Annotated in this window: 14 protein-coding genes; 2 read left to right on the forward strand and 12 right to left on the reverse strand. The window is 72.2% G+C overall.

All coding sequences use genetic code 11. The annotated features are described in order from the left end of the window. Positions 1–453: 453 nt before the first annotated feature. Positions 454–1,461: a stage II sporulation protein M gene (locus tag ACFXOA_RS30960; protein ID WP_385035272.1), complete on the reverse strand. Its 1,008-nt coding sequence runs from the start codon at positions 1,459–1,461 to the stop codon at positions 454–456. Positions 1,462–1,584: 123 nt separating this feature from the next. Between ACFXOA_RS30960 and ACFXOA_RS30965 the strand changes: the two genes are divergently transcribed. Beyond that, positions 1,585–2,526: an RDD family protein gene (locus ACFXOA_RS30965; RefSeq protein ID WP_385035274.1), complete on the forward strand. Its 942-nt coding sequence runs from the start codon at positions 1,585–1,587 to the stop codon at positions 2,524–2,526. 80 nt (positions 2,527–2,606) lie between these two features. Here the strand turns inward: ACFXOA_RS30965 and ACFXOA_RS30970 are convergent, their stop codons facing one another. The 9 genes from ACFXOA_RS30970 to ACFXOA_RS31010 form a co-directional block, all read right to left on the reverse strand. Further along, positions 2,607–3,248 carry a hypothetical protein gene (locus tag ACFXOA_RS30970; protein ID WP_385035276.1) on the reverse strand — a complete coding sequence of 214 codons (642 nt, stop codon included), beginning with the start codon at positions 3,246–3,248 and terminating at the stop codon, positions 2,607–2,609. Between the two features lie 126 nt (positions 3,249–3,374). Continuing rightward, positions 3,375–4,832, reverse strand: a complete 1,458-nt coding sequence (ahcY, locus tag ACFXOA_RS30975; RefSeq protein ID WP_385035278.1) for an adenosylhomocysteinase — start codon at positions 4,830–4,832, stop codon at positions 3,375–3,377. Between the two features lie 262 nt (positions 4,833–5,094). Beyond that, entirely contained in the window at positions 5,095–6,174 is a 1,080-nt protein-coding gene (locus ACFXOA_RS30980) for a cation diffusion facilitator family transporter (protein ID WP_385035280.1), read from the reverse strand. 84 nt (positions 6,175–6,258) lie between these two features. Beyond that, complete coding sequence (gene manA, locus ACFXOA_RS30985; protein WP_385035282.1) at positions 6,259–7,440, reverse strand: mannose-6-phosphate isomerase, class I; 1,182 nt, start codon at positions 7,438–7,440, stop codon at positions 6,259–6,261. Between the two features lie 78 nt (positions 7,441–7,518). Further along, complete coding sequence (locus ACFXOA_RS30990; protein ID WP_385035284.1) at positions 7,519–8,655, reverse strand: SIS domain-containing protein; 1,137 nt, start codon at positions 8,653–8,655, stop codon at positions 7,519–7,521. A gap of 38 nt (positions 8,656–8,693) precedes the next feature. After that, the gene (locus ACFXOA_RS30995; protein ID WP_099177212.1) at positions 8,694–8,876 is read right to left on the reverse strand and encodes a Trm112 family protein; all 183 of its coding nucleotides are present in this window, start codon (positions 8,874–8,876) and stop codon (positions 8,694–8,696) included. 467 nt (positions 8,877–9,343) lie between these two features. Beyond that, positions 9,344–10,711 (reverse strand): phosphomannomutase/phosphoglucomutase, encoded by a 1,368-nt coding sequence (locus ACFXOA_RS31000; protein WP_385035287.1) that lies wholly within the window; start codon positions 10,709–10,711, stop codon positions 9,344–9,346. Between the two features lie 60 nt (positions 10,712–10,771). After that, positions 10,772–12,388 carry an L-lactate permease gene (locus ACFXOA_RS31005; RefSeq protein ID WP_385035289.1) on the reverse strand — a complete coding sequence of 539 codons (1,617 nt, stop codon included), beginning with the start codon at positions 12,386–12,388 and terminating at the stop codon, positions 10,772–10,774. Between the two features lie 236 nt (positions 12,389–12,624). Continuing rightward, positions 12,625–12,996, reverse strand: coding sequence for a DUF3499 domain-containing protein (locus tag ACFXOA_RS31010; protein ID WP_385035291.1), 372 nt, complete (start codon positions 12,994–12,996; stop codon positions 12,625–12,627). A 320-nt stretch (positions 12,997–13,316) separates the two neighbouring features. On the opposite strand from ACFXOA_RS31010, the gene ACFXOA_RS31015 reads away from it, so the two are divergent. After that, positions 13,317–13,745, forward strand: coding sequence for a metallopeptidase family protein (locus tag ACFXOA_RS31015; protein WP_385035297.1), 429 nt, complete (start codon positions 13,317–13,319; stop codon positions 13,743–13,745). Between the two features lie 9 nt (positions 13,746–13,754). On the opposite strand, the gene ACFXOA_RS31020 is transcribed toward ACFXOA_RS31015, so the two are convergent. Both ACFXOA_RS31020 and ACFXOA_RS31025 read right to left on the reverse strand, forming a co-directional pair. Then, complete coding sequence (locus tag ACFXOA_RS31020) at positions 13,755–15,311, reverse strand: DUF5719 family protein (protein WP_385035293.1); 1,557 nt, start codon at positions 15,309–15,311, stop codon at positions 13,755–13,757. Then, positions 15,308–19,132, reverse strand: coding sequence for a glycosyltransferase family 2 protein (locus ACFXOA_RS31025; protein WP_385035295.1), 3,825 nt, complete (start codon positions 19,130–19,132; stop codon positions 15,308–15,310). The genes ACFXOA_RS31020 and ACFXOA_RS31025 overlap by 4 nt, the downstream gene beginning before the upstream one ends. Between the last annotated feature and the right edge of the window lie 397 nt (positions 19,133–19,529).

Below are 19,529 nucleotides of genomic sequence, written 5' to 3' on the forward strand. Positions count from 1 at the left end.
GCGCTTCCCTTCGTTCTTGCGTTTCCGACTCTATCAGACTCTTTCGTGTCCGATTCCCGGCCGAAGCGGGTTCATACTGTTTCGCTTTCCAGTTCCTCGCTTTCGCGTTTCCCTTTCCGGCGAGTCCAACTTTACCAGACTCTTTTTCGTTCCGTTTCCGGTCCGAATTCGATTCCGGTGACCTGTTGAATGGTCTTTGCCTTTCGGCTGACTCGACTTTATCAGAAGCAATTGGGCCTAAGCGAACTCGGCCGTCTGCTCGAAAGAGAAGAATCGAATGGCTCTGCGAGGACTGCGTCCCCTGCTTGAGCGAGTTGAACTTTAGTCGGTCCCAGCAGAGCCTGTCCAGCTCGTGGAACCGTTAAAATCTACCTCCCCACGCCATCCATGTCAATGGTTTTTGTGGGCGAAGAGGAGACTAGCAGGTCAGCGGGCCCGGACGCACATCGGCGCTCACGATGCGGAGGGGAGCTCCGCACTCCGCCCTCCGGCCTCCACGTCTCCGGTGACGCCCGCACGCACGGCCCGGCCTCCCAGGACGTAGACGTAGATGAGGAAGGCGGCTTCGGCTACGAAGCCGATGGCGATGCGGGCCCAGGTGGGAAGGCCTGACGGGGTGACGAAACCTTCGATCAGTCCGGATACGAACAGGACGACCGCCAGGCCGAGGGCCATGCCCAGCGCGGCCCTTCCCTGCTGTGCCAGCGCCGATCGCCGGCTCAGTGAACCCGGGTCGATGACCGTCCACCCGAGGCGCAGACCCGTGCCCGCCGCCACGAAGACAGCGGTCAGTTCGAGCAGGCCGTGCGGCAGAACCAGTCCGAGGAAGGTGTCCAGCCGGCCGGCGGAGGACATCAGGCCGATGCCGACGGCCAGGTTGAGCACGTTGACGAAGAGGATCCAGATCACCGGCACGCAGAGGAAGGCCCCCAGCACCAGGCACATGGCCGCCGCCTGTGCGTTGTTCGTCCATACCTGCGCGGCGAACGAAGCGGCTGGGTGGCTGGAGTAGTACGTCTCGTACTCCCCGCCCGGACGTGTCAGGGCGCGCAGGTCCTCCGGGGCTGCGATGGACGCCTGGACTTCCGGGTGAGTTCCTATCCACCAGCCGATGACGGCTGCCAGGAACACCGAGAGCACCGCCGTCGGAATCCACCAGTGCCGTGACCGGTACACCGCGGCCGGGAAGCCCTCGGTCAGGAAGCGGACCGCGTCACGCCAGGACGAACGGCGAGTCCCCGTGACGGTGGCACGGGCGCGGGCGACGAGCTGGGTGAGCCTGGTGGTCAGCACAGGGTCCGGGGCGATCGACTGCAGCAGGGACAGATGAGTGGCGGTGCGCTGGTAGAGGTCGACGAGCTCGTCCGCCTCATCGCCGGTCAGTCCGCGCCCCCGGCGCAGCAGACGGTCCAGGCGGTCCCACTCGCTGGTGTGGGTGGTCACGAAGACATCGAGGTCCATGTGCGGCTGCTGCTCCAGGCATGGGTGGTGCGTACAAGTCCGTACTGCGGCGGTGCACTGCCGGTCAGCTTGGCAGACTGTGGTCGTCAGGGGCGGGGAATGCCTGCGAGGGGCGGGGTGGCCATGGATGAGCTCGTTACCGGGGACGCGGTCGTACTCGGGCTGAGGCCCGCGCGGCTGCCCAGCCGGGCGTTGGCCATCGCCGTCGACCTCGCGGTGCTGCTGACCGTGTTCGTTCTGCTGTCCATCGGCCTGGCCATGACGACCGCGGCCCTGGATGACGCGGCGGCCGCAGCAGTCGCCGTCGCCTCGTCCCTCCTGGTGCTGGTGGGCGGCCCCGTGGCCGTCGAGACGCTGACCCAGGGGCGTTCGCTCGGAAAGCTGGTCTGCGGACTGCGTGTGGTGCGGGACGACGGCGGTCCCATCCGGTTCCGGCACGCACTGGTGCGCGGCGCCATGGGAATGGTCGAGATTCTGGGAACCTTCGGGGTCGTGGGCTGCATCGCGTCCTTGGTGTCCGCCCGGGGCCGCCGGCTCGGCGACGTCTTCGCCGGAACGCTCGTGGTGCGGGAGAGGATGCCCGCCACTCGGACGTCTGCGGCTCCGCCACCACCGCCGCCCTGGCTCACGGGACGCTTCACACAGCTGGATCTCTCGGGTGTGCCGGACGGACTCTGGCTCGCGGTACGCCAGTACCTGACACGGATGAACCAGCTCGACACCTCGGTGGGCGCCGCCATGGCCGACCGGCTGGCCTCGGACCTCTCCGCCCGTACGGGCGTCCCGGTGCCCCCGGGACTGCCTGCGGCCGCATACCTGGCCGCGGTCACCGCCGAGCGGCAGGTGCGCGAGGTACGCAGGATCGCCGGCGCGACAAGCCAGGACCGCACCTCACGGCCCGTGCACCCTTTCGACCGGCAGCACTCCGCCCGCGGCGACCGGCCGGCGCGGCCGCAGCCTTCGGCGATGGAATCGGCCGCGGGCGCCAGCGGGCCGGCCGCGTCGGCTCCGCCTCCGGACGGGGACCAGCGGACGGCCCCGACGGGATTCGCCCCGCCTGCTTGAAGCCCTTGGGCCGTTGCGCCTCTGCGCCTGCGGCGGCCAGGACCGACTCTGTGCTTGCGCCTTGCCCGCCTCAGACGCGTTCAGTCCTCGCCCGCCCCGCCCCTGGTGAGTGGCAGGACCGAGGGCGGGGATTCAAGGTGCTCCAGTTCGATCCCGGGTGCTGCCAGCACCACGTCACCAGCGATGTGCACGGTGTGCTGATCGCCCGTGTCCAGGGCGTTGACCTGGTATTCGTCCACGACCAAGGGCCCGTTGTCAGTGGGGTGCGCTTCACTGTTCATCAGCGACCAGGACTGGTCGACGGTCAGGGGGGCGAGGACCGGGTCCGTGAAGGTGACCAGGCGGACGCGGGTCGAGGGGGAGTCGGGGGTGAGGCGCAGGAGCCGGGCAATGGCGACGAGAAAGGCGGGGGAGGTACCGGAGAAGCAGTGGGCCCGGACATTGCCTTCGGTGGCGTGGGTGCCGGTGGGATCGGTACGTACCCAGGTGACCCCGTCGAGGGCGGCGCCGCGGATCTGCCAGCTCGCGGCATGCAGTTCGAGACGGATGGGGCGGCCGAGATCGTCCAGGGCCAGGTCCACGGAACCGAGGTGTGCGCCCGAGGGGGCCGTGGTCTGCGAGACATAGCGCCAACCGGAGGGGCCGGGGGCGCAGTGGAAGTGTTCTTCGCCGAGGGGGGTGTGGTCGTGGAGATCGTGGAGCGAATATCGGCCGCGGGGCATGGGGTCCTTCAGGGTCCTCGGGCTGTGCGGGTGCGGTACGGGGCAGGCCCCCGACACGGGGGTGCGGGGGCCTGCGCTCGGACCTGCTGCTGAGGGGCACGCCGACCGGGGTGGCCGACGGAGGTGTCAGTAGCGGTAGAGGTCGGACTTGTACGGGCCCTCGACCGGGACACCGATGTAGTCGGCCTGCTCCTGGCGGAGGGTCGTCAGCTTCACGCCCAGCGCGTCGAGGTGGAGGCGGGCGACCTTCTCGTCCAGGTGCTTCGGCAGCACGTAGACGTCGGTGGGGTACTCCTCGGGCTTCGTGAACAGCTCGATCTGGGCCAGGGTCTGGTCCGCGAAGGAGTTGGACATGACGAACGAGGGGTGACCCGTGGCGTTGCCCAGGTTCAGCAGACGGCCCTCGGACAGGACGATGAGGACCTTGCCCTCCTTGAACGTCCAGGTGTGGACCTGCGGCTTGACCTCGTCCTTGACGATGCCGTCGATCTTCGCCAGGCCGGCCATGTCGATCTCGTTGTCGAAGTGGCCGATGTTGCCGACGATGGCCTGGTGCTTCATCCGGGCCATGTCGGAGGCCATGATGATGTCCTTGTTGCCCGTCGTCGTGACGAAGATGTCCGCGGTCTCCACCACGTCGTCCAGCGTCGTGACCTGGTAGCCGTCCATCGCGGCCTGCAGGGCGCAGATCGGGTCGATCTCCGTGATGATCACCCGGGCGCCCTGGCCGCGGAGGGATTCGGCGCAGCCCTTGCCCACGTCGCCGTAACCACAGACGACCGCGGTCTTGCCGCCGATGAGGACGTCGGTGGCGCGGTTGATGCCGTCGATCAGCGAGTGACGGCAGCCGTACTTGTTGTCGAACTTCGACTTGGTGACCGCGTCGTTGACGTTGATCGCCGGGAACAGGAGGGTGCCGTCGCGGTGCATCTCGTACAGCCGGTGCACACCGGTCGTGGTCTCCTCGGTCACACCGCGGATCTCGGACGCCAGCTGGGTCCACTTCTGCGGGGACTCGCCGAGGGTGCGGTTCAGCAGGGTGAGGATGTGCGCGTACTCCTCGCTGTCCGCCGTGGCGGGGTCGGGAGCCTCGCCCGCCTTCTCGAACTCGACGCCCTTGTGGACGAGGAGGGTGGCGTCACCACCGTCGTCGAGGATCATGTTCGGGCCGCCGGTGGGCGTGTTCGGCCAGGTCAGCGCCTGCTCCGTGCACCACCAGTACTCCTCCAGGCTCTCGCCCTTCCATGCGAAGACCGGGACGCCGGCGGGGGCGTCAGGGGTGCCGGTCGGGCCCACGGCGATGGCCGCGGCCGCGTGGTCCTGGGTGGAGAAGATGTTGCAGGAGGCCCAGCGGACCTCGGCGCCCAGGGCGACGAGGGTCTCGATCAGAACGGCGGTCTGCACGGTCATGTGCAGCGAGCCGGTGATCCGGGCGCCGGCCAGCGGCTGGGCTGCGGCGTACTCCTTGCGGATCGACATCAGGCCGGGCATCTCGTGCTCGGCGAGGGTGATCTCCTTGCGCCCGAAGGCGGCGAGGGAAAGGTCGGCGACCTTGAAGTCCTGGCGATTGGCGGCCGTCGTCATAACGGGCTGCTCCTCGTATCGGGTCGAGGGTGGACTGGCTGGCTCTGCGGCGGCCACGGACATACGAATGCCCGGGCGATCCGCAGTGCAGTCCGTCGGAGGCCCTCTCTCCCTCGGCCGGTCCGCTTCAGCGAACCGATCGACCGCCATCAGCAGCGACGTCTGGTACTCCCCCGAATCTACACCGAACGGCCCAGTGAGCCCCAGCCCGCCGGGGTGGCGGAGTGGGTCACGGGGCCGTTCGTGGCCGACGCCGAGCAGCTCAGTGGCCGGATCCGGACGGCGTGTCGCCGGTCGGGTCGGAAGCCGAGCCGGAGGGTCCGGGAGCGCCTGCGGAACCTGCGGAGTCCGACGGTTCCTCTGATCCATGGGAGACCGGGGAGTCCGGGCCGCCCGGTGCCTTGGCCGGGTTGACGCCGGCCTGTGCCGCCGCCTCGTCGTAGATGTCGGGCTCGAGGTAGATGACCCGGGCGATCGGCACTGCCTCCCGGATCCGGGTCTCCGCCGCGTTGATCGCGTCCGCGACCTCGGCGGCGGACTCCTCCGCGCGCACCGCGATCTTGGCGGCCACGAGGAGTTCCTCCGGGCCGAGGTGCAGCGTACGCATGTGGATGATGCGGGTGACGGTGTCACCGTCGACGACGGAGGCGCGGATCTTCTCGACGTCCTCGACCCCGGCGGACTCGCCGAGCAGCAGGGACTTCGTCTCGGCGGCGAGGACGATCGCGATGACGATGAGCAGGACACCGATGCAGAGGGTGCCGATGCCGTCCCAGACGCCGTCACCGGTTCCCAGCGCGAGACCGACGCCGCCGAGGGCGAGGACCAGGCCGACGAGGGCGCCGAAGTCCTCGAGGAGGACGACGGGGAGCTCGGGTGCCTTGGCGCGGCGGACGAACTGCGTCCACGTCAGCTTTCCGCGGGTCTCGTTGGACTCCATGATGGCCGTGCGGAAGGAGAATCCCTCGGCGATGATCGCGAAGACCAGCACACCCACCGGCCACCACCAGGCCTCGATGGGGTGGGGATGCTTGATCTTCTCGTAGCCCTCGTAGACGGCGAACATGCCACCGACCGAGAACAGCACGATCGACACCAGGAAGGCGTAGATGTAGCGCTCGCGCCCGTACCCGAAGGGGTGCTGGGGAGTGGCTTCCCGCTGGGCCTTCTTCCCGCCGAGCAGCAGGAGTCCCTGGTTCCCGGAGTCCGCCAGCGAGTGGACGCTCTCCGCCAGCATCGACGACGAGCCGCTGAAGAGGAACGCCACGAATTTGGCCACTGCGATCGCGAGGTTGGCGGACAGTGCCGCCACGATCGCCTTGGTTCCGCCTGACGCGCTCATGGGTGCCTGGTGTCCCTTCCTCGGTGCTGCGGCGGGCGCCGCGCTACGGCCGGACATTGTTGCAGTCGCTTCGCGGACGGTACGTCAGACCACCACGGTCGCGCGGAAGAGCGTTCCCGTACCGGCCGCTTCGACCATTTCGTCCGCCGGCACGAACACGGACTCCCCAGGGGCCAGGGCGATTTCGCCCACGCTCGGGGCCCCCGCCGTGCAGAGCAGGATCTGCGGAGCGGGCGCCGTGAGGTCGAGAGGGGCTCCGCCGGCGGCCAGGACGTAGCGGGACAGCCGGAACTCGTCGACCGGGGTCTCGTACAGTTCCTCGCCGCCAGGCGCGGCCTCGGGGCGCAGGATGCCGGGTTCGGTGGCCTCGAAGCGGACGATGCGCAGGAGTTCGGGGACGTCGACGTGCTTCGGGGTGAGACCGCAGCGCAGCACGTTGTCGGAGTTGGCCATGATCTCGACGCCCAGGCCGCCGAGATAGGCGTGCGGGACGCCGGCTCCGAGGAACATGGCCTCGCCGGGCTGGAGTTGTACGTAGTTCAGGAGCATGGCCGCGATGACGCCCGGGTCGCCCGGGTAGTGGTGCGCGATCTGCGCGTACGGGGCGTGGGCCCCGCCGAGCCGTTCGGCGGCCTCGGCCGCCTCGGCCACGGTGTGGGTCATCTCGTCAGGGTCTGCGGTGAGGATCGCCGTGAGGACCTCGCGCAGGGCCTCGTCCTCGGGGCGGGCGTGGAGGAGGTCCACGTAGGGCTTCAGGGAGTCGACTCCGAGGGCGGCTATCAGGTCGGCGGCCTCGGCGGGCCTGCGGAATCCGCACAGGCCGTCGAAGGGGGTGAGCGCGCAGATCAGCTCGGGCTTGTGGTTGGCGTCCTTGTAGGTGCGGTGGGGTGCGTCCAGGGGTACGCCCCGCCGTTCCTCGTCCGCGTAGCCCTGCTGGGCCTGAGCGAGGTCTGGGTGGACCTGGAGCGACAGCGGGGCTCCGGCGGCGAGCAGCTTGAGCAGGAAGGGGAGGCGGGGTCCGAACGCGCTGACGGCCCGCGGACCGAGTTCGCCCTCGGGGTCGGCGGCGATGACGTCCGTCAGCGACTGCTCCCGCCGTTCCGCGTCGCCCTCCGGGGTGCGGGTGAGACGGGACGGGGCACCGGGGTGGGCTCCCATCCACATCTCGGCCTGGGGTTCGCCGGTGGGAGCCGTGCCGAGCAGCTCGGGGATGGCCGTGGTGGACCCCCAGGCGTAGGGGCGCACGGTGTTGGAGAGCCGGTCCATGGAAATTCGTCCTCGTCGGATGTGCGGGGCGGAGTGCGCCCGGTGGTGGCGGGGCGTGGCCGCCGGATGTGCCGGCGGTCAGGCCCGGTTGTCGGAGGCCAGGGAGGCGTAGACGGCGGCGAAGTCGGTGACCGCGAGGAGCTCGGCCAGCGCTTCCAGGCCGCTGCCCTCCTCCGGTTCGAGTTCGCTGATGGCCGTGTCGTGGCTGAGGGCGAGTTCGCGGGCGGCCGGACTCGCGGTGAGGCCGCCGGCGGGCCGGTCGCGGAGCAGCACGACGCGGGCCCGCATGGCTTCGGGCTCGTCCACCCGGTCCCGGAAGAAGTCGTCCGGGTCGCCTCCGGCGGCGAATGCTCCGGCGAGCAGGCCTCCGTGGGAGGGCAGCGCCTGGGGCAGTTCGGCCACCAGGGCGGGGCGGCCGGCTAGTTCGGCGAGGACGGCGGCGAAGCGTCGCCCGACGGGACCGGCGGCGTCGCCCTCGGTCCAGAGGAGCGGCAGGCTGTCGGCGAGCTCGGCGGCGAGGGTCTTGGCCGGGTTGCTGTACGTGGCGATCGCGGGCCCGCAGCGTTCGGCGGTGCGGTCGAGGCGGTCGGCCACCTTCTGCAGCGCGTCCGGCGACGCGTCGATCAGGCCGACCCGGTCCAGCAGCGCGAGCAGCGGGGTGAGCAGGGCCCAGAGGGTGCCGGGGCCCGCGGCCGATGTCTCGGCGTCGTACTCGCCGTGCGGGGCGGCCGCCATGGGGACGACGAGCCCGTGCACCCCGTCGACGGCCTCGCGCAGCGGGGAGCGGACGGGTGCGACGGCGACGACGGTGCAGCCCCGGCGGTAGGCCTGCTCGGCGAGCAGGGCGAGACCGGGCTCCGAGCCGTCGGCCGTGGCGATCAGCAGCAGGTCGACGGATCCGGCCCAGCCGGGGAGCGTCCAGCGCAGTGCGCCGGGGGCCGCGTCGACTCCGGTGGGACGGATCGCGGTGACGGGCGCGGAGGCGCCGGCGAGCGCGCCGATCAGGTCGGCGACACCGGTCGCGGCGGTGCCTGGTCCCGCGACGAGGACGGCGCGGGGCCTGCCCTCGGGGGCCAGGGAGCCGATTCCGGCCTCGGCCGCGTGCCGGGCGGCGGTGCGGACGCGGGCTCCGGCCTCGGCGGCACCGCGCAGCAGTCCTCGCCTGTCGGCCCGTGCCAGGGCTTCCGGTGCGTCGAGCAGTGACTCGTCGAGCATGTGTGGGCCTCCGATCACCGTGCTGATCAGGGTGCTGGTTACGCGGGGCGGCGGGCCTCGTCGACGAGGAGCACCGGGATGCCGTCCCGGACGGGGTAGGCGAGACCGCAGTCCGCGCCGGTGCAGACCAGCTCGGGGTTCTCGGCCGCTGACCGGTCGTCGAGCCCGGCGTGGCAGGCCGGGCAGGCGAGGATCTCCAGGAGGCCGGCTTCGAGCGGCATGGGGTGGGTCCCTTCAGGCATACGGTGCGGATCCCCGTCCGGACCCGGGGCGGGTCGGCGGAGCTTGGGGCGTGGTCAGCCTACCGCCGGGCCGGGAGGGTCGCGGCCCGGCGGGTCCCGCCCGGCGGGGCATGCGTCGGCGTCGGCCCCGGGCGGACGGTGTGGGCATCTGAACCCCGGGTCGTGCCCACGGGTTGCGTGTGCCCCTGATGCGTGGCGATCACTCCCGTGGCGCGGCGGGGATCGGGCCGGTGTCCCGGACGCGGCCACGTCCGGGACACGGATGCGATCGCTCCCCGGGACACCGGTGTGATCCCGCCCGGGAACGGATCGCCGTCCCGCCCCGGACCGGCGGGACTGCCGTCACACCCGGCAACAGGTAGGCGGTGGTCACACCCGGAACCGGGTGGCCGGTGGTCACAACCGGAACCGGGTGGACGGTGATCACACCCGGTACGCGGCCGGATTCACGCCCGTACGAGGGCGAGGACCTCGTCGCGGACGCCCGCCATCGTCTTCTCGTCCCGCGCCTCGACGTTCAGACGCAGCAGCGGTTCGGTGTTGGAGGCGCGGAGGTTGAACCACCAGTCGGTCCCGGTGACCGTGAGCCCGTCGAGGTCGTCGAACCGCACGCCGTCCCGGTCCTCGTAGGCCGCCCTGATCGCGGCGAGGCTGGCCGCCTGGTCGGCGACCGTGGAGTTGATCTCGCCGGAGTCCGCGTACCGGTCGTAGCTGTCGAGGAGCCCGGAGAGCGGGCCGTCCTGGCCGCCGAGGGCGGCGAGGACGTGGAGGGCGGCGAGCATGCCGGTGTCGGCGTTCCAGAAGTCGCGGAAGTAGTAGTGCGCGGAGTGCTCGCCGCCGAAGATCGCCCCGTGACGGGCCATCTCGGCCTTGATGAAGGAGTGGCCGACGCGGGTGCGGACGGGGGTTCCGCCGTTCTCGCGGACGACCTCCGGGACGGACCAGGAGGTGATCAGGTTGTGGATGACGGTGCCCTCGCCGCCGTTGCGGGCCAGCTCACGGGCGGCGACCAGAGCGGTGACCGCGGACGGGGAGACGCCCTCGCCCCGCTCGTCGACGACGAAGCAGCGGTCGGCGTCCCCGTCGAAGGCGAGTCCGAGATCGGCCCCTTCGGCGAGGACGCGGGCCCGCAGGTCGACGATGTTCTTCGGGTCGAGGGGGTTCGCCTCGTGGTTCGGGAAGGTGCCGTCGAGCTCGAAGTACATGGGCACCAGGTCCAGGGGGAGCCCCGCGAAGACGGTGGGCACGGTGTGCCCGCCCATGCCGTTGCCCGCGTCGACGACGACCTTCAGCGGACGGATGCCCGAGAGCGGGACGAGGGCCAGGAGGTGCGCGGCGTAGTCGGCGAGCGTGTCGCGTTCGGTCACCGTCCCCGGGGTGGTGACGTCCGTGGCGGGCGCGCCGTGCTCGGACCACTCCTCGACCAGGGTGCGGATCTCGGCGAGTCCGGTGTCCTGGCCGACCGGGGCCGCTCCGGCGCGGCACAGTTTGATCCCGTTGTACCGCGCCGGGTTGTGCGAGGCGGTGAACATCGCGCCGGGCAGGTCCAGCGCTCCGGAGGCGTAGTACAGCTGGTCCGTCGAGCAGAGCCCGATGAGGGTCACGTCGGCACCGCGGGCCGTCGCCCCGCGGGCGAAGGCGTCCGCGAGGCCGGGCGAGGACGGCCGCATGTCGTGGCCGATGACGATCGCGTCCGCCTCGGTGACCTGTACGAAGGCGGCGCCGAAGAGTTCGGCGAGCGTCTCGTCCCACTGGTCGGGCACCACTCCGCGCACGTCGTACGCCTTCACGAGCTGCGACAGGTCAGCAACCACGGCCGGTCCTCCTGGGTCTTTACGGACCGCCCAAACTACCCGGCGCCGCGGGCAGCCCCGTCAGGGGAGCATCCAGCCCAGCACCGCGGTGCTCTGCGCCATCACGATCAGGCACATGACCAGGAGCAGTCCGAGGCTCCACGGCAGGACCTTGCGGAGCAGGTCGCCCTCCCGGCCGGCGAGGCCCACGGCGGCGCAGGCGATGGTCAGGTTCTGAGGGGAGATCATCTTGCCCAGCACTCCTCCGGAGCTGTTGGCGGCGGCGAGCAGCGCGGGCGAGAGGCCGGATTCCCGTGCGGCGGAGACCTGGAGGGCCCCGAAGAGGGCGTTGGCCGAGGTGTCGGAGCCGGACACGGCGACCCCGAACCAGCCGAGCACCGGCGAGAGGAAGGCCAGCCCCGCGCCTGCCGCGGCGACGAACTGGCCGATGGTCGCGGCCTGCCCGGACAGGTTCATGACGTAGGCGAGGGCCAGTACGGAGGTCACGGTGAGGATGGCGTGGCGCAGTTCGTGCACGGTGGCCGCCCACTCCCGTACGGCGGCTCCCGCCCGTACACCGAGCACGACTGCGGTGACGAGGCCGGCGAGCAGGACGAGCGTGCCGCCCGTGCCGACGAGCGGGAGCGTGAAGACGTTGGCTCCGACCGGTTCGCCGTCCGGGCCGGCGACGTCGAGGAAGGGCCAGTCGAAGACGCGGGTCGCCTCGGCCAGCAGGTCCTTGACCGGCGGGATCTGCGCGACGGAGAACACCGCGACGATCAGCGCGTAGGGGGCGTAGGCCCGCAGCACCTCGCGGCGCGGGTCCTCCTGGTCGAGGTCCTCGCTGCGGGCGCCCGTCAGCACCGCCTCGCGTACGTCCTCACCCGCGGGCCTGCGGGCCCCGGGTACGGCGATCAGCGCGCCCGCGCCCACCAGCGCAGCGGCGATGTCGGCGAGCTGGGCCGAGACGAAGTTGGATGCGGCGAACTGGGCGACGGCGAAAGTCACTCCGCAGACGAGGGCGGGCAGCCAGGTCTCCCGCAGCCCCCTGCGGCCGTCGACGAGGAAGACGAGGATCAGCGGGACGACGAGCGCGAGCAGCGGGGTCTGCCGGCCGACGACCGTGGCGACATCGTCCAGCGGCAGGCCGGTGACCTGGGCGAGCGTGACGACCGGGGTGCCCATCGCGCCGAAGGCGACGGGCGCGGTGTTGGCGACCAGGGAGACGACGGCGGCCTTCACAGGGTCGAACCCGAGCGCCACGAGCATGACCGAGCAGATGGCCACGGGCGCGCCGAAGCCGGCCAGGGCCTCCAGGAGGGCGCCGAAGCAGAAGGCGATGACGAGGGCCTGGACGCGAGGGTCGTCGGAGACCCTGCCGAACGAACGGCGCAGGATGTCGAAGTGCTGTGTGCGGACGGTCATCCGGTACACCCACAGGGCGTTGACGACGATCCACATGATCGGGAAGAGTCCGAAGAGGACGCCCTGGGCCCCGGCGGAAAGCGTCTGGCCGAACGGCATCCCGAAGGCGAGGCAGCCGACGAGCACCGCGACGGCGAGCCCGATGAGTCCGGCGAGGTGGGCCTTCATCCGGAGGGCGCCGAGCAGGATCAGCACGGTCACCAGCGGCAGCGCGGCGACCAGAGCGGACAGGCCGAGCGAATCGGCTACGGGTTCGAGTTGCTGGACAAACACACAGGCCTCCCCGGATTCCGTGATGCGGAAGATCTTTCACGGATGGAGGCATGGTCATGTCCGCGACAACCGCCCGTCAATGGGCCGTACCGGAAAACTTCGTTCCGCATTCAGCGACCGGCATCGTCCGGCGACGGGCACAGGGTCCGCGAGAGACCAGCCGGGCAAATGGGGACCGCTCGGCCGGGGAAACCACTCGGCCGGAGAGAGCCCTCGGCCGGGCCGGGAGGAACGCGTCAGGAGTCCGGGGAGCGCAGCACCCTCAGGTGCCCTCGACGTGCGACCTCGACCGGATCCGCCGTACGCGGCCCCCTGTCACCGGGCTGCCGCTCCTGCGGCCGGGCCGCCTCGCGGACGGCGTTGGCGAGCGCCTCGAGATCATCGCCGCTGGGGCGGGTGGGGGCCGAGGGGTCGGAGAGCCGGACGACCTCCCAGCCGCGCGGGGCCGTGAGCCGTTCGCCGTGCTCGGCACAGAGGTCGTAGCAGTGGGGCTCGGCGTAGGTGGCGAGCGGGCCGAGGACCGCGGTCGAGTCGGCATAGACGTACGTCAGTGTCGCGACGGCGGGACGGCCGCACGCGGTTCGCGAACAGCGACGTACAGGGCTCACGATGTTGGACGGTACCGCACTCTTGAGCGGGCTGCGATGACTCTCCCTCAGCTCACCCCCTCGTGTCGCTCCGCGGAACGCCCCAGGGAGGAGCCCGCGGAACCCCTCCGACCTGCGAGGCAGCGGTCCCCGCAGCCCCGGGGAGGCCCGGAGGCGGCCACCGGCCGGCACACAAGCGGTCATACGGCGGAGGGTCCGCGATCGGAGCAAGGACCGGAAGTGCACCGAACCCTGGCCGGAATGCTCATCCGACGACATCCGCCGGGCCCGTGGGGAAGCGGTGATCTCCGTGGCCCCGGGGCGGCTACGCTGCGTCGGTGATGGACAGTCCCGTGCCTCCCCGCCCGTCCGAACCGCGGCCCCGCCACCGCGACCGCCATGGCCGCGGCATGCGTGGACCCGTCGCGCCACCTCAGGTGCCGCTGTCGGTCAGCCGGGCGGAGGGCTTCCGCGATCTCGTGCAGGATTCGGTGGAGCGGCTGGAGCGGCGCTGGCCGCAGCTGGCCGACGTCGACTTCATGGTCCTGGACGTGCCGGGCGCCCTCGAGGACACCGTGCCGCTCGGGCGGGCCCTCTCCGCGGAGAAGGGCCGGCCCGCCCAGATCGTCGTCTACCGGCGGCCCGTCGAGATCCGCACCAAGAGCAGGGACGAGCGCGCCCTGCTGATCCACGAGGTCGTGGTGGAACAGGTCGCGGAGCTGCTCGGCCTCTCGCCCGAGTCCGTGGACCCCCGGTACGGGCAGGACTGAGGGCGGCGCTCAGTCGTCCAGGACCGACAGATCCTGTTCGGCCCTGGGAACCTCGACCATGCCTCCGTCGTCGGGAAGCGTCTGCACGGTGAACATTCCGATCCCGTTCTCGGTGACCTGCAGCATGCGCGAGGCGTGCACGGGGCCGCCCGACTCGGTCTCCACCGTCAGGGCGTAGCCGCCCTTGAGACCGGCCGGCGGCTCCGGTGTGACCTCCAGCGTCGTACCGCCCTTGACCGTGTACGTCTTGACGGCCGGCTCACCGGCATCGCTGCCGGCGGACGAGGTGACCTTGACCTGGGCCGTGGCCCCCGGAGCGGTGAGGGAGAGCACCGAGCCCTTGGCCCGGTTGTCGGCGACGGTCGCCCGCTCGCCCACCGGGCCGGTCGCGGGGATGAACGCGACCTCCTGCTTGGCCCCGGTGCCGCGCACCACGCGCAGCGCGGCGACCACCGGGGCGGCGCCGCCGCCCACGGGCGAGAGGCGGATCGAGCCGGGCTCGCCCCGTGTGACGTCCTTGAGGTCGACGCTCGCCGTCATCCGCGACTTGATGTGCAGGGTGGCGTTCCCCGCCGGGGAGAACGTCGCGTTCTTGCCGAGCAGCTGGACCTTCACATCGGCGTCGTCGTCCCCCGGGGTGAACGCCACCAGGCGTACGGAGGTCGCGTCGGCCGGGATGCCGGGCAGCACCTGGGTCCCGGCAGGGTCGGCGGAGGCGGGCAGCCAGTCGCTGCCCACCCCCTCCTCGGCCGAGCTCACGACGGCGCCGACGCGTCCCGTCCTGGTGGTCACATGGACGGTGACGTTCTCGGCCTGCTCGCCGGTCAGGGTCGAGAGCAGCATCGGGACACTGGACCGGGCCGGGACGGTGATGCCTTCGGCGACGTCGGAGTCGAGAGGGCCGTCCGCGTCGTACAGCTCGATGTCGGCGACGGCCGCGGTGTCGTCCGGGTTGGTCAGGTGGACGTAGTCCTGCCGGTCCTCGGCGGTGCTCGCGCCGGGGAACCAGAAGTCCGTGTCCGGAGCCGTGCAGCTGACGCCGAGCAGGCCGCGGGCGCCGCCCGCGGCGGTGGTGGTGGTCTGCTGGGCGGCCCAGCCGGGGGCGAACGCGCCGGTGGCGGTACCGATCAGCGCGGGAGCGTCCGCCTCGGTCGTGTCGGCGGTCACCGGTTCGCCGAGTTCCTTGAGGGAGACGACGGGCTTGCCGTCCGTCGCCTTCTTCCCGTCGCCCTTCTTCCCGTCCTTCTCCGAGTCCTTCCCGTCCTTCTTCCCGTCCTCGTCCGCGGTCGCGTCCTCGTCGGCGGGGAGCGCCTCGGCGGGTTTCAGCTCGGCGGCACCGCCCTTCGCGCCGTCCTTCCCCGCGGGCGTGACGGAGGTGTACGTCGTGTCCGCCAGGTCGGACGAGCTCGGTGCCGGGCACAGGAGGCTGGAGCGTTCGACGGGGAGGCGGGCGGCCGCCTTCGCCCCGGTCACGCCCTCGTCGCCCGGCGCCGTGAGGCCGGCGAACCCGGTGACGGCGGCCAGGGCGACCACGCCCGCGATGAGGGACTTGGGGATGGACTTCACTCGGACTCGCCTCGCGATGCGTTGCCGTTGCCGTTGGGGTTGCCGTTGCCCGTCTGCCAGGGGTCGTGGCCAGGGGCCGGTTCGTCAGCCTGCCCGCCCTGCCCGTCGTAGGCGGTCTCGCCCTGGTCGGTGGCGTAGGGCTGCTGCGCGTAGCCGTACGGGTCGTAGACACCCTGCTGGTACGGGTCCTGCTGGTACTGGCCCTGCGTGTACTGGTCCTGCTGGTACTGGTCGTGCTGGTACTGGTCCTGCTGGTAGGAACCGGCCTCGTCGTACCGGCCGGCGCTCTGACCCGCCTGGTACACGCCGTGGTCCGCGCCCTGGTACTGCCCGCCGTCCCACTCCGCGTACTGCTGGTGCGGGACCGCCGCGTAGGTTCCGGTGGCGTCCGGGTCGGCGGGGCCCGCCGGGTAGGCACCGTCGTCCTGCTGCGCCGGGATGTACGCGCCGGGCGTCTCCTCCGGGGCAGCCGGCACCGCGTCGGCGTACAGCGTCGCCGCGTCGGCCTGCCCGTACGCGTCACCGTCCGCCTCGGCGGTGGCGGCGGCTTCCGCCTGGGCGGCGGCGCGCAGCCTGCGCGCCCTGCGCCCCTCCCCCGCGACCGGCTCCGCCGGTACGGCCTCGGTCTCCTCGGGGAGATCGTCGTCGATCTCGCGCCGGCGTCCTGGCAGGGCGAGGACCACGAGGACGACTCCGAGGGCGATCTGCGCCCAGACCCACGCGGTGTGCGTGACGGGGGTGTCGTACGTGAGGTCGAGGGTGCCGGCCTCCGCGGGCAGTTCGAAGCCCTGGGCCCAGCCGTCCACGGTCTTCGGCTTCAGCGCCCGGCCGTTCAGAGTGGCCTGCCAGGCCGGGTCGGCCGCGTCGGCGATCCTGAGCACCCGGCCCGCTCCGCCCGCGGGCACCTCGGTGTGCGCCTCGACCGCCTGCGAGCCGACGGGCACGGGCTCGGCGTCCTCACCGGCCGGGACGATCGCCAGACGGGAGACCTGACGGTCGACCCGCCAGAGAGCACTGCCGTCGAGCTGGCTCAGCCGGCTGAGACCAGGGGTGGAGTCCAGGACCCGGCTCGTCTCACGGGACGCTCCGTCCCGTACCAGGACGTAACGGATCGCGAAACCGCTGAGCTGGCTTCCCTGGTCCGCGCCGGAGCCGGCGACCAGGTTGGCGACCACCTTGTCGAGGCGTGCGTTGCTGCCGCCCGCGGCGGTGAGCTCGGCGTCGCCCAGCCGGGCACCCGAGCCGCGGACCAGGGTGTAGGAGACGGCTCCCGGTGAGCTGCCCCCGAGCACCAGCGTGCGCGGCTGGTCGCGGGTACCGCTCTCCTCCGCCACGAACGCGGGCACCTGCACGGGGTCACGGCGCTCCACGGGGCCGGCCGCGCCCCCGACCATCCAGCTGACCGCCGCCAGGGCCGGGGCGAGCGCGGCGGCCAGCGCGATCAGCGCCGCCGCCGGCTGACGCCAGCCGAAGCTCAGCGCCGCGACCCGGGTCCGGGCGCCGTCCGCGCCGAGCAGCGCGGCGACGAGTAGCGCCGCGCCGTAGACGAGGGTGGCGGGTCCGGCCCAGCCGGATCCGTTGGAGACCGCCGCGAAGGCCAGCGACACGAGGACGACGGCCCAGGCGGCACGGATCGCGAACTGCCGCTCACCGCGCAGCAGGGCCGCGAGCGCCGCGAGCACGATGCCCAGGAGCAGGATGCCGCCCGCCGCCTTGGGGCCGCCCGGGCTGATTCCGAGCAGGTCGAGAGCCGAGGCCGTGCCCGTACCGAGGTCGAGCCCGGCCTCCTCGAGGAACCCGGAGGGGCTCGACAGCAGCGAGAGCGACCACGGCGCGAGGATCAGCATCGGGGTGCCGGCCAGGGCCAGGAAGCGCGGCCCGTACGCGGCGATGTCGTTGCGCCGCAGCACGAGCGCTCCGATGCCCAGGACCACGGCGAGCGGCCACACGATCGGGGTGAACGCCGTGGCGAGGGTGAGCAGCAGCGTGTACGCCCAGGTGGCGCGCCAGGTGCCGCGGGCGGTGGATCCGCCTCCGCGCAGCCCGTACGCGGCCACGGCGGCGCGGGCGATCAGCGGGAGCAGGACGGCCAGGACGGCCGTCCCGAGACGGCCGGTGGCCAGGGCTCCGGTCGCCGCCGGGAGGAACGCGTAGGCGATGCTCGCCCAGGCCCGCAGGAGCCGGGACTCCAGGAGCGGCCGGGAGGCGAAGTACGCCGTGAGTCCGGCGAGCGGGACGGAGCAGACGAGCAGCACGGTGAGGGCGAAGCCCGTCGAACCGAGGAACAGCGCCGACAGGGCGGCGAGCACGCCGAGGTAGGGCGGGGCGGCCTGGGTCCCGCCGGTGCCGACGGGATGCCAGCCGTCGGCGTAGCGCGCCCAGAGGTCGGAGACGTCCGCGGGGGCCGGGAGCAGCGCGCCGCCCGCGAGGGCTCCGCCGCCGAGGAGGCTCCGGCACGCCACCAGCGAGACGAGAAGGAGGACGAGGAAGAGGACGGGACCGGGCTTGCGGCCGACCTTCTTGAGCCGGGCGAACTGCTCGATCTCGAGGAAGTCGGCGTCGTCACCACCGGGCCCGGACTCGACGACCCCGTGCCGTGATCCACCGGAGTCGGAATCGGTGCGGCTGCCGAAGTTGCCCGCGATCTGCTCGACCGTCGCACGGACCGTGGCGCCGGCCGGCGGGAACAGGGAGCGTAGCTCGGCCGCGTCCACCGCGCCCTTGCCGCGCGCCCGGCGCGCGGCAAGGATCCTGCCGGGGCGCAGCAGCGTGCCGAAAAGTCCGGCGACCTCGTCGAGCGCCTGTCCGGGCACCTTGCCGACGAGGTAGGCAAGGGTGCGCAGCAGGGTGCCGACGAGGAGGCGGACCAGGGCCCACGGCAGCTGTTTGCCGCGTGCGTTGACCAGCATCGTGTAGACGGCGCCGGCCTTGTCGACGCGGTGCGGACTGGAGACGGAGCGGCCGGCGCAGTCGATGGGGCGTCGTTCCCTGGCGGAGGCCTCTGCGTGACGGAGTACGGCGTCCGGGGCGACGAGTACCCGGTGTCCGGCCAGGTGGGCGCGCCAGCAGAGGTCGACGTCGTCACGCATGAGCGGGAGCCTGCGGTCGAAGCCGCCCAGCTCCTCCCAGACGTCGCGCCGCACCAGCATGCCCGCGGAGGAGACCGACAGCACCGTACGGACCTGGTCGTGCTGGCCCTGGTCCTGCTCGCGCCGGTCCAGTCCGGTCCAGCGACGGCCGCTGTTGGCGATCGAGACACCGACCTCGAGGAGCTGTTTGCGGTCGTACCAGCCGCGCAGCTTGGGCCCGACGATCGCGGCGTGCCTGTCGTTGTCGACGACCCTGAGCAGTTCGGCGAGCGCGTCCGGTTCGGGTGCGCTGTCGTCGTGCAGCAGCCAGAGCCACTGGACCGGTTCGCCGTGCGGGAGCTCCGGCATGTCGTAGGCGTCGTCGCGCCAGCTGCGCGTGACCGGGTCCCAGCCGCTGGGGCGCTTCAGGTAGGGCAGGTCGTCGGGGGTGAGCACCCCGGCCGTGCGGGTCGCCTCGTCGACGGCGGTCCCGAAGCTCGTGCGCCGCGCCAGGTGGAGGACGCGCTCGGCGCCGAGCGCCTCGGTGACCAGACGGGCGGAGTCGTCGGCGCTGCCGGTGTCGGCGGCGACGACGTCCTGTACGGGGCGCTCCTGCCCCAGCAGTCCGTCCAGCACGCGGGGCAGCCAGCGGGCGCCGTCGTGCGAGACCAGCACGGCGGTGACGACGTGCCGGGGGAACTCTGGGGCGGCGGCGGCCGCGTTCGGCGCCGCCGAGTGGCTGTGCACGGACATCGGGGTACGGGCCCTCCGGCCGGGTCCGGAGGGGGTCCCCCCGGGGGCTGCATCGGTGTACACGCGCGCCGCGGCGGGGCGTTGGCGCGTCTCTCGGACGGGGCCCCACACTAACGGTACGGATGTGCGGCCCGTGCCGAGCGGTTGCCCCGTGGAACGGAACACCGCCGGGAGAGGGCCCGCGGGGCGCGCCCGCGGAGAGGGCCCGCGACGGCCGGTGGGCATCTATCGGCGCTGGTGGGCGGCGGCGCCGTGTGCCCGGCGGCGGGCGGCCGGCGGCGCCCGCCCGTCGGGAGTCGCCGGGGGCGCCCGGGGACGCCGGCGCGGTCCGGCCCCGGCCGGACACGGCGACGGCCTGGGGGCCGCACCCTGGTGTGCAGGGGGGGGCCCCCAGGCC

Origin of the sequence: Streptomyces sp. NPDC059166 (genome assembly GCF_042755185.1) — a bacterium.
Classification (GTDB): Bacteria; Actinomycetota; Actinomycetes; order Streptomycetales; family Streptomycetaceae; genus Streptomyces.

What these genes read in the sequence shown, in the direction of transcription:
- ACFXOA_RS31025 (WP_385035295.1), bottom strand. Translation starts at nt 19,132, where the DNA reads ATGTCCGTGCACAGCCACTCGGCGGCGCCGAACGCGGCCGCCGCCGCC.
- ACFXOA_RS30995 (WP_099177212.1), bottom strand. Translation starts at nt 8,876, where the DNA reads ATGCCGCTCGAAGCCGGCCTCCTGGAGATCCTCGCCTGCCCGGCCTGC.
- ahcY (WP_385035278.1), bottom strand. Translation starts at nt 4,832, where the DNA reads ATGACGACGGCCGCCAATCGCCAGGACTTCAAGGTCGCCGACCTTTCC.
- manA (WP_385035282.1), bottom strand. Translation starts at nt 7,440, where the DNA reads ATGGACCGGCTCTCCAACACCGTGCGCCCCTACGCCTGGGGGTCCACC.
- ACFXOA_RS31015 (WP_385035297.1), top strand. Translation starts at nt 13,317, where the DNA reads ATGGACAGTCCCGTGCCTCCCCGCCCGTCCGAACCGCGGCCCCGCCAC.
- ACFXOA_RS30970 (WP_385035276.1), bottom strand. Translation starts at nt 3,248, where the DNA reads ATGCCCCGCGGCCGATATTCGCTCCACGATCTCCACGACCACACCCCC.
- ACFXOA_RS30960 (WP_385035272.1), bottom strand. Translation starts at nt 1,461, where the DNA reads ATGGACCTCGATGTCTTCGTGACCACCCACACCAGCGAGTGGGACCGC.
- ACFXOA_RS30990 (WP_385035284.1), bottom strand. Translation starts at nt 8,655, where the DNA reads ATGCTCGACGAGTCACTGCTCGACGCACCGGAAGCCCTGGCACGGGCC.
- ACFXOA_RS30965 (WP_385035274.1), top strand. Translation starts at nt 1,585, where the DNA reads ATGGATGAGCTCGTTACCGGGGACGCGGTCGTACTCGGGCTGAGGCCC.
- ACFXOA_RS30980 (WP_385035280.1), bottom strand. Translation starts at nt 6,174, where the DNA reads ATGAGCGCGTCAGGCGGAACCAAGGCGATCGTGGCGGCACTGTCCGCC.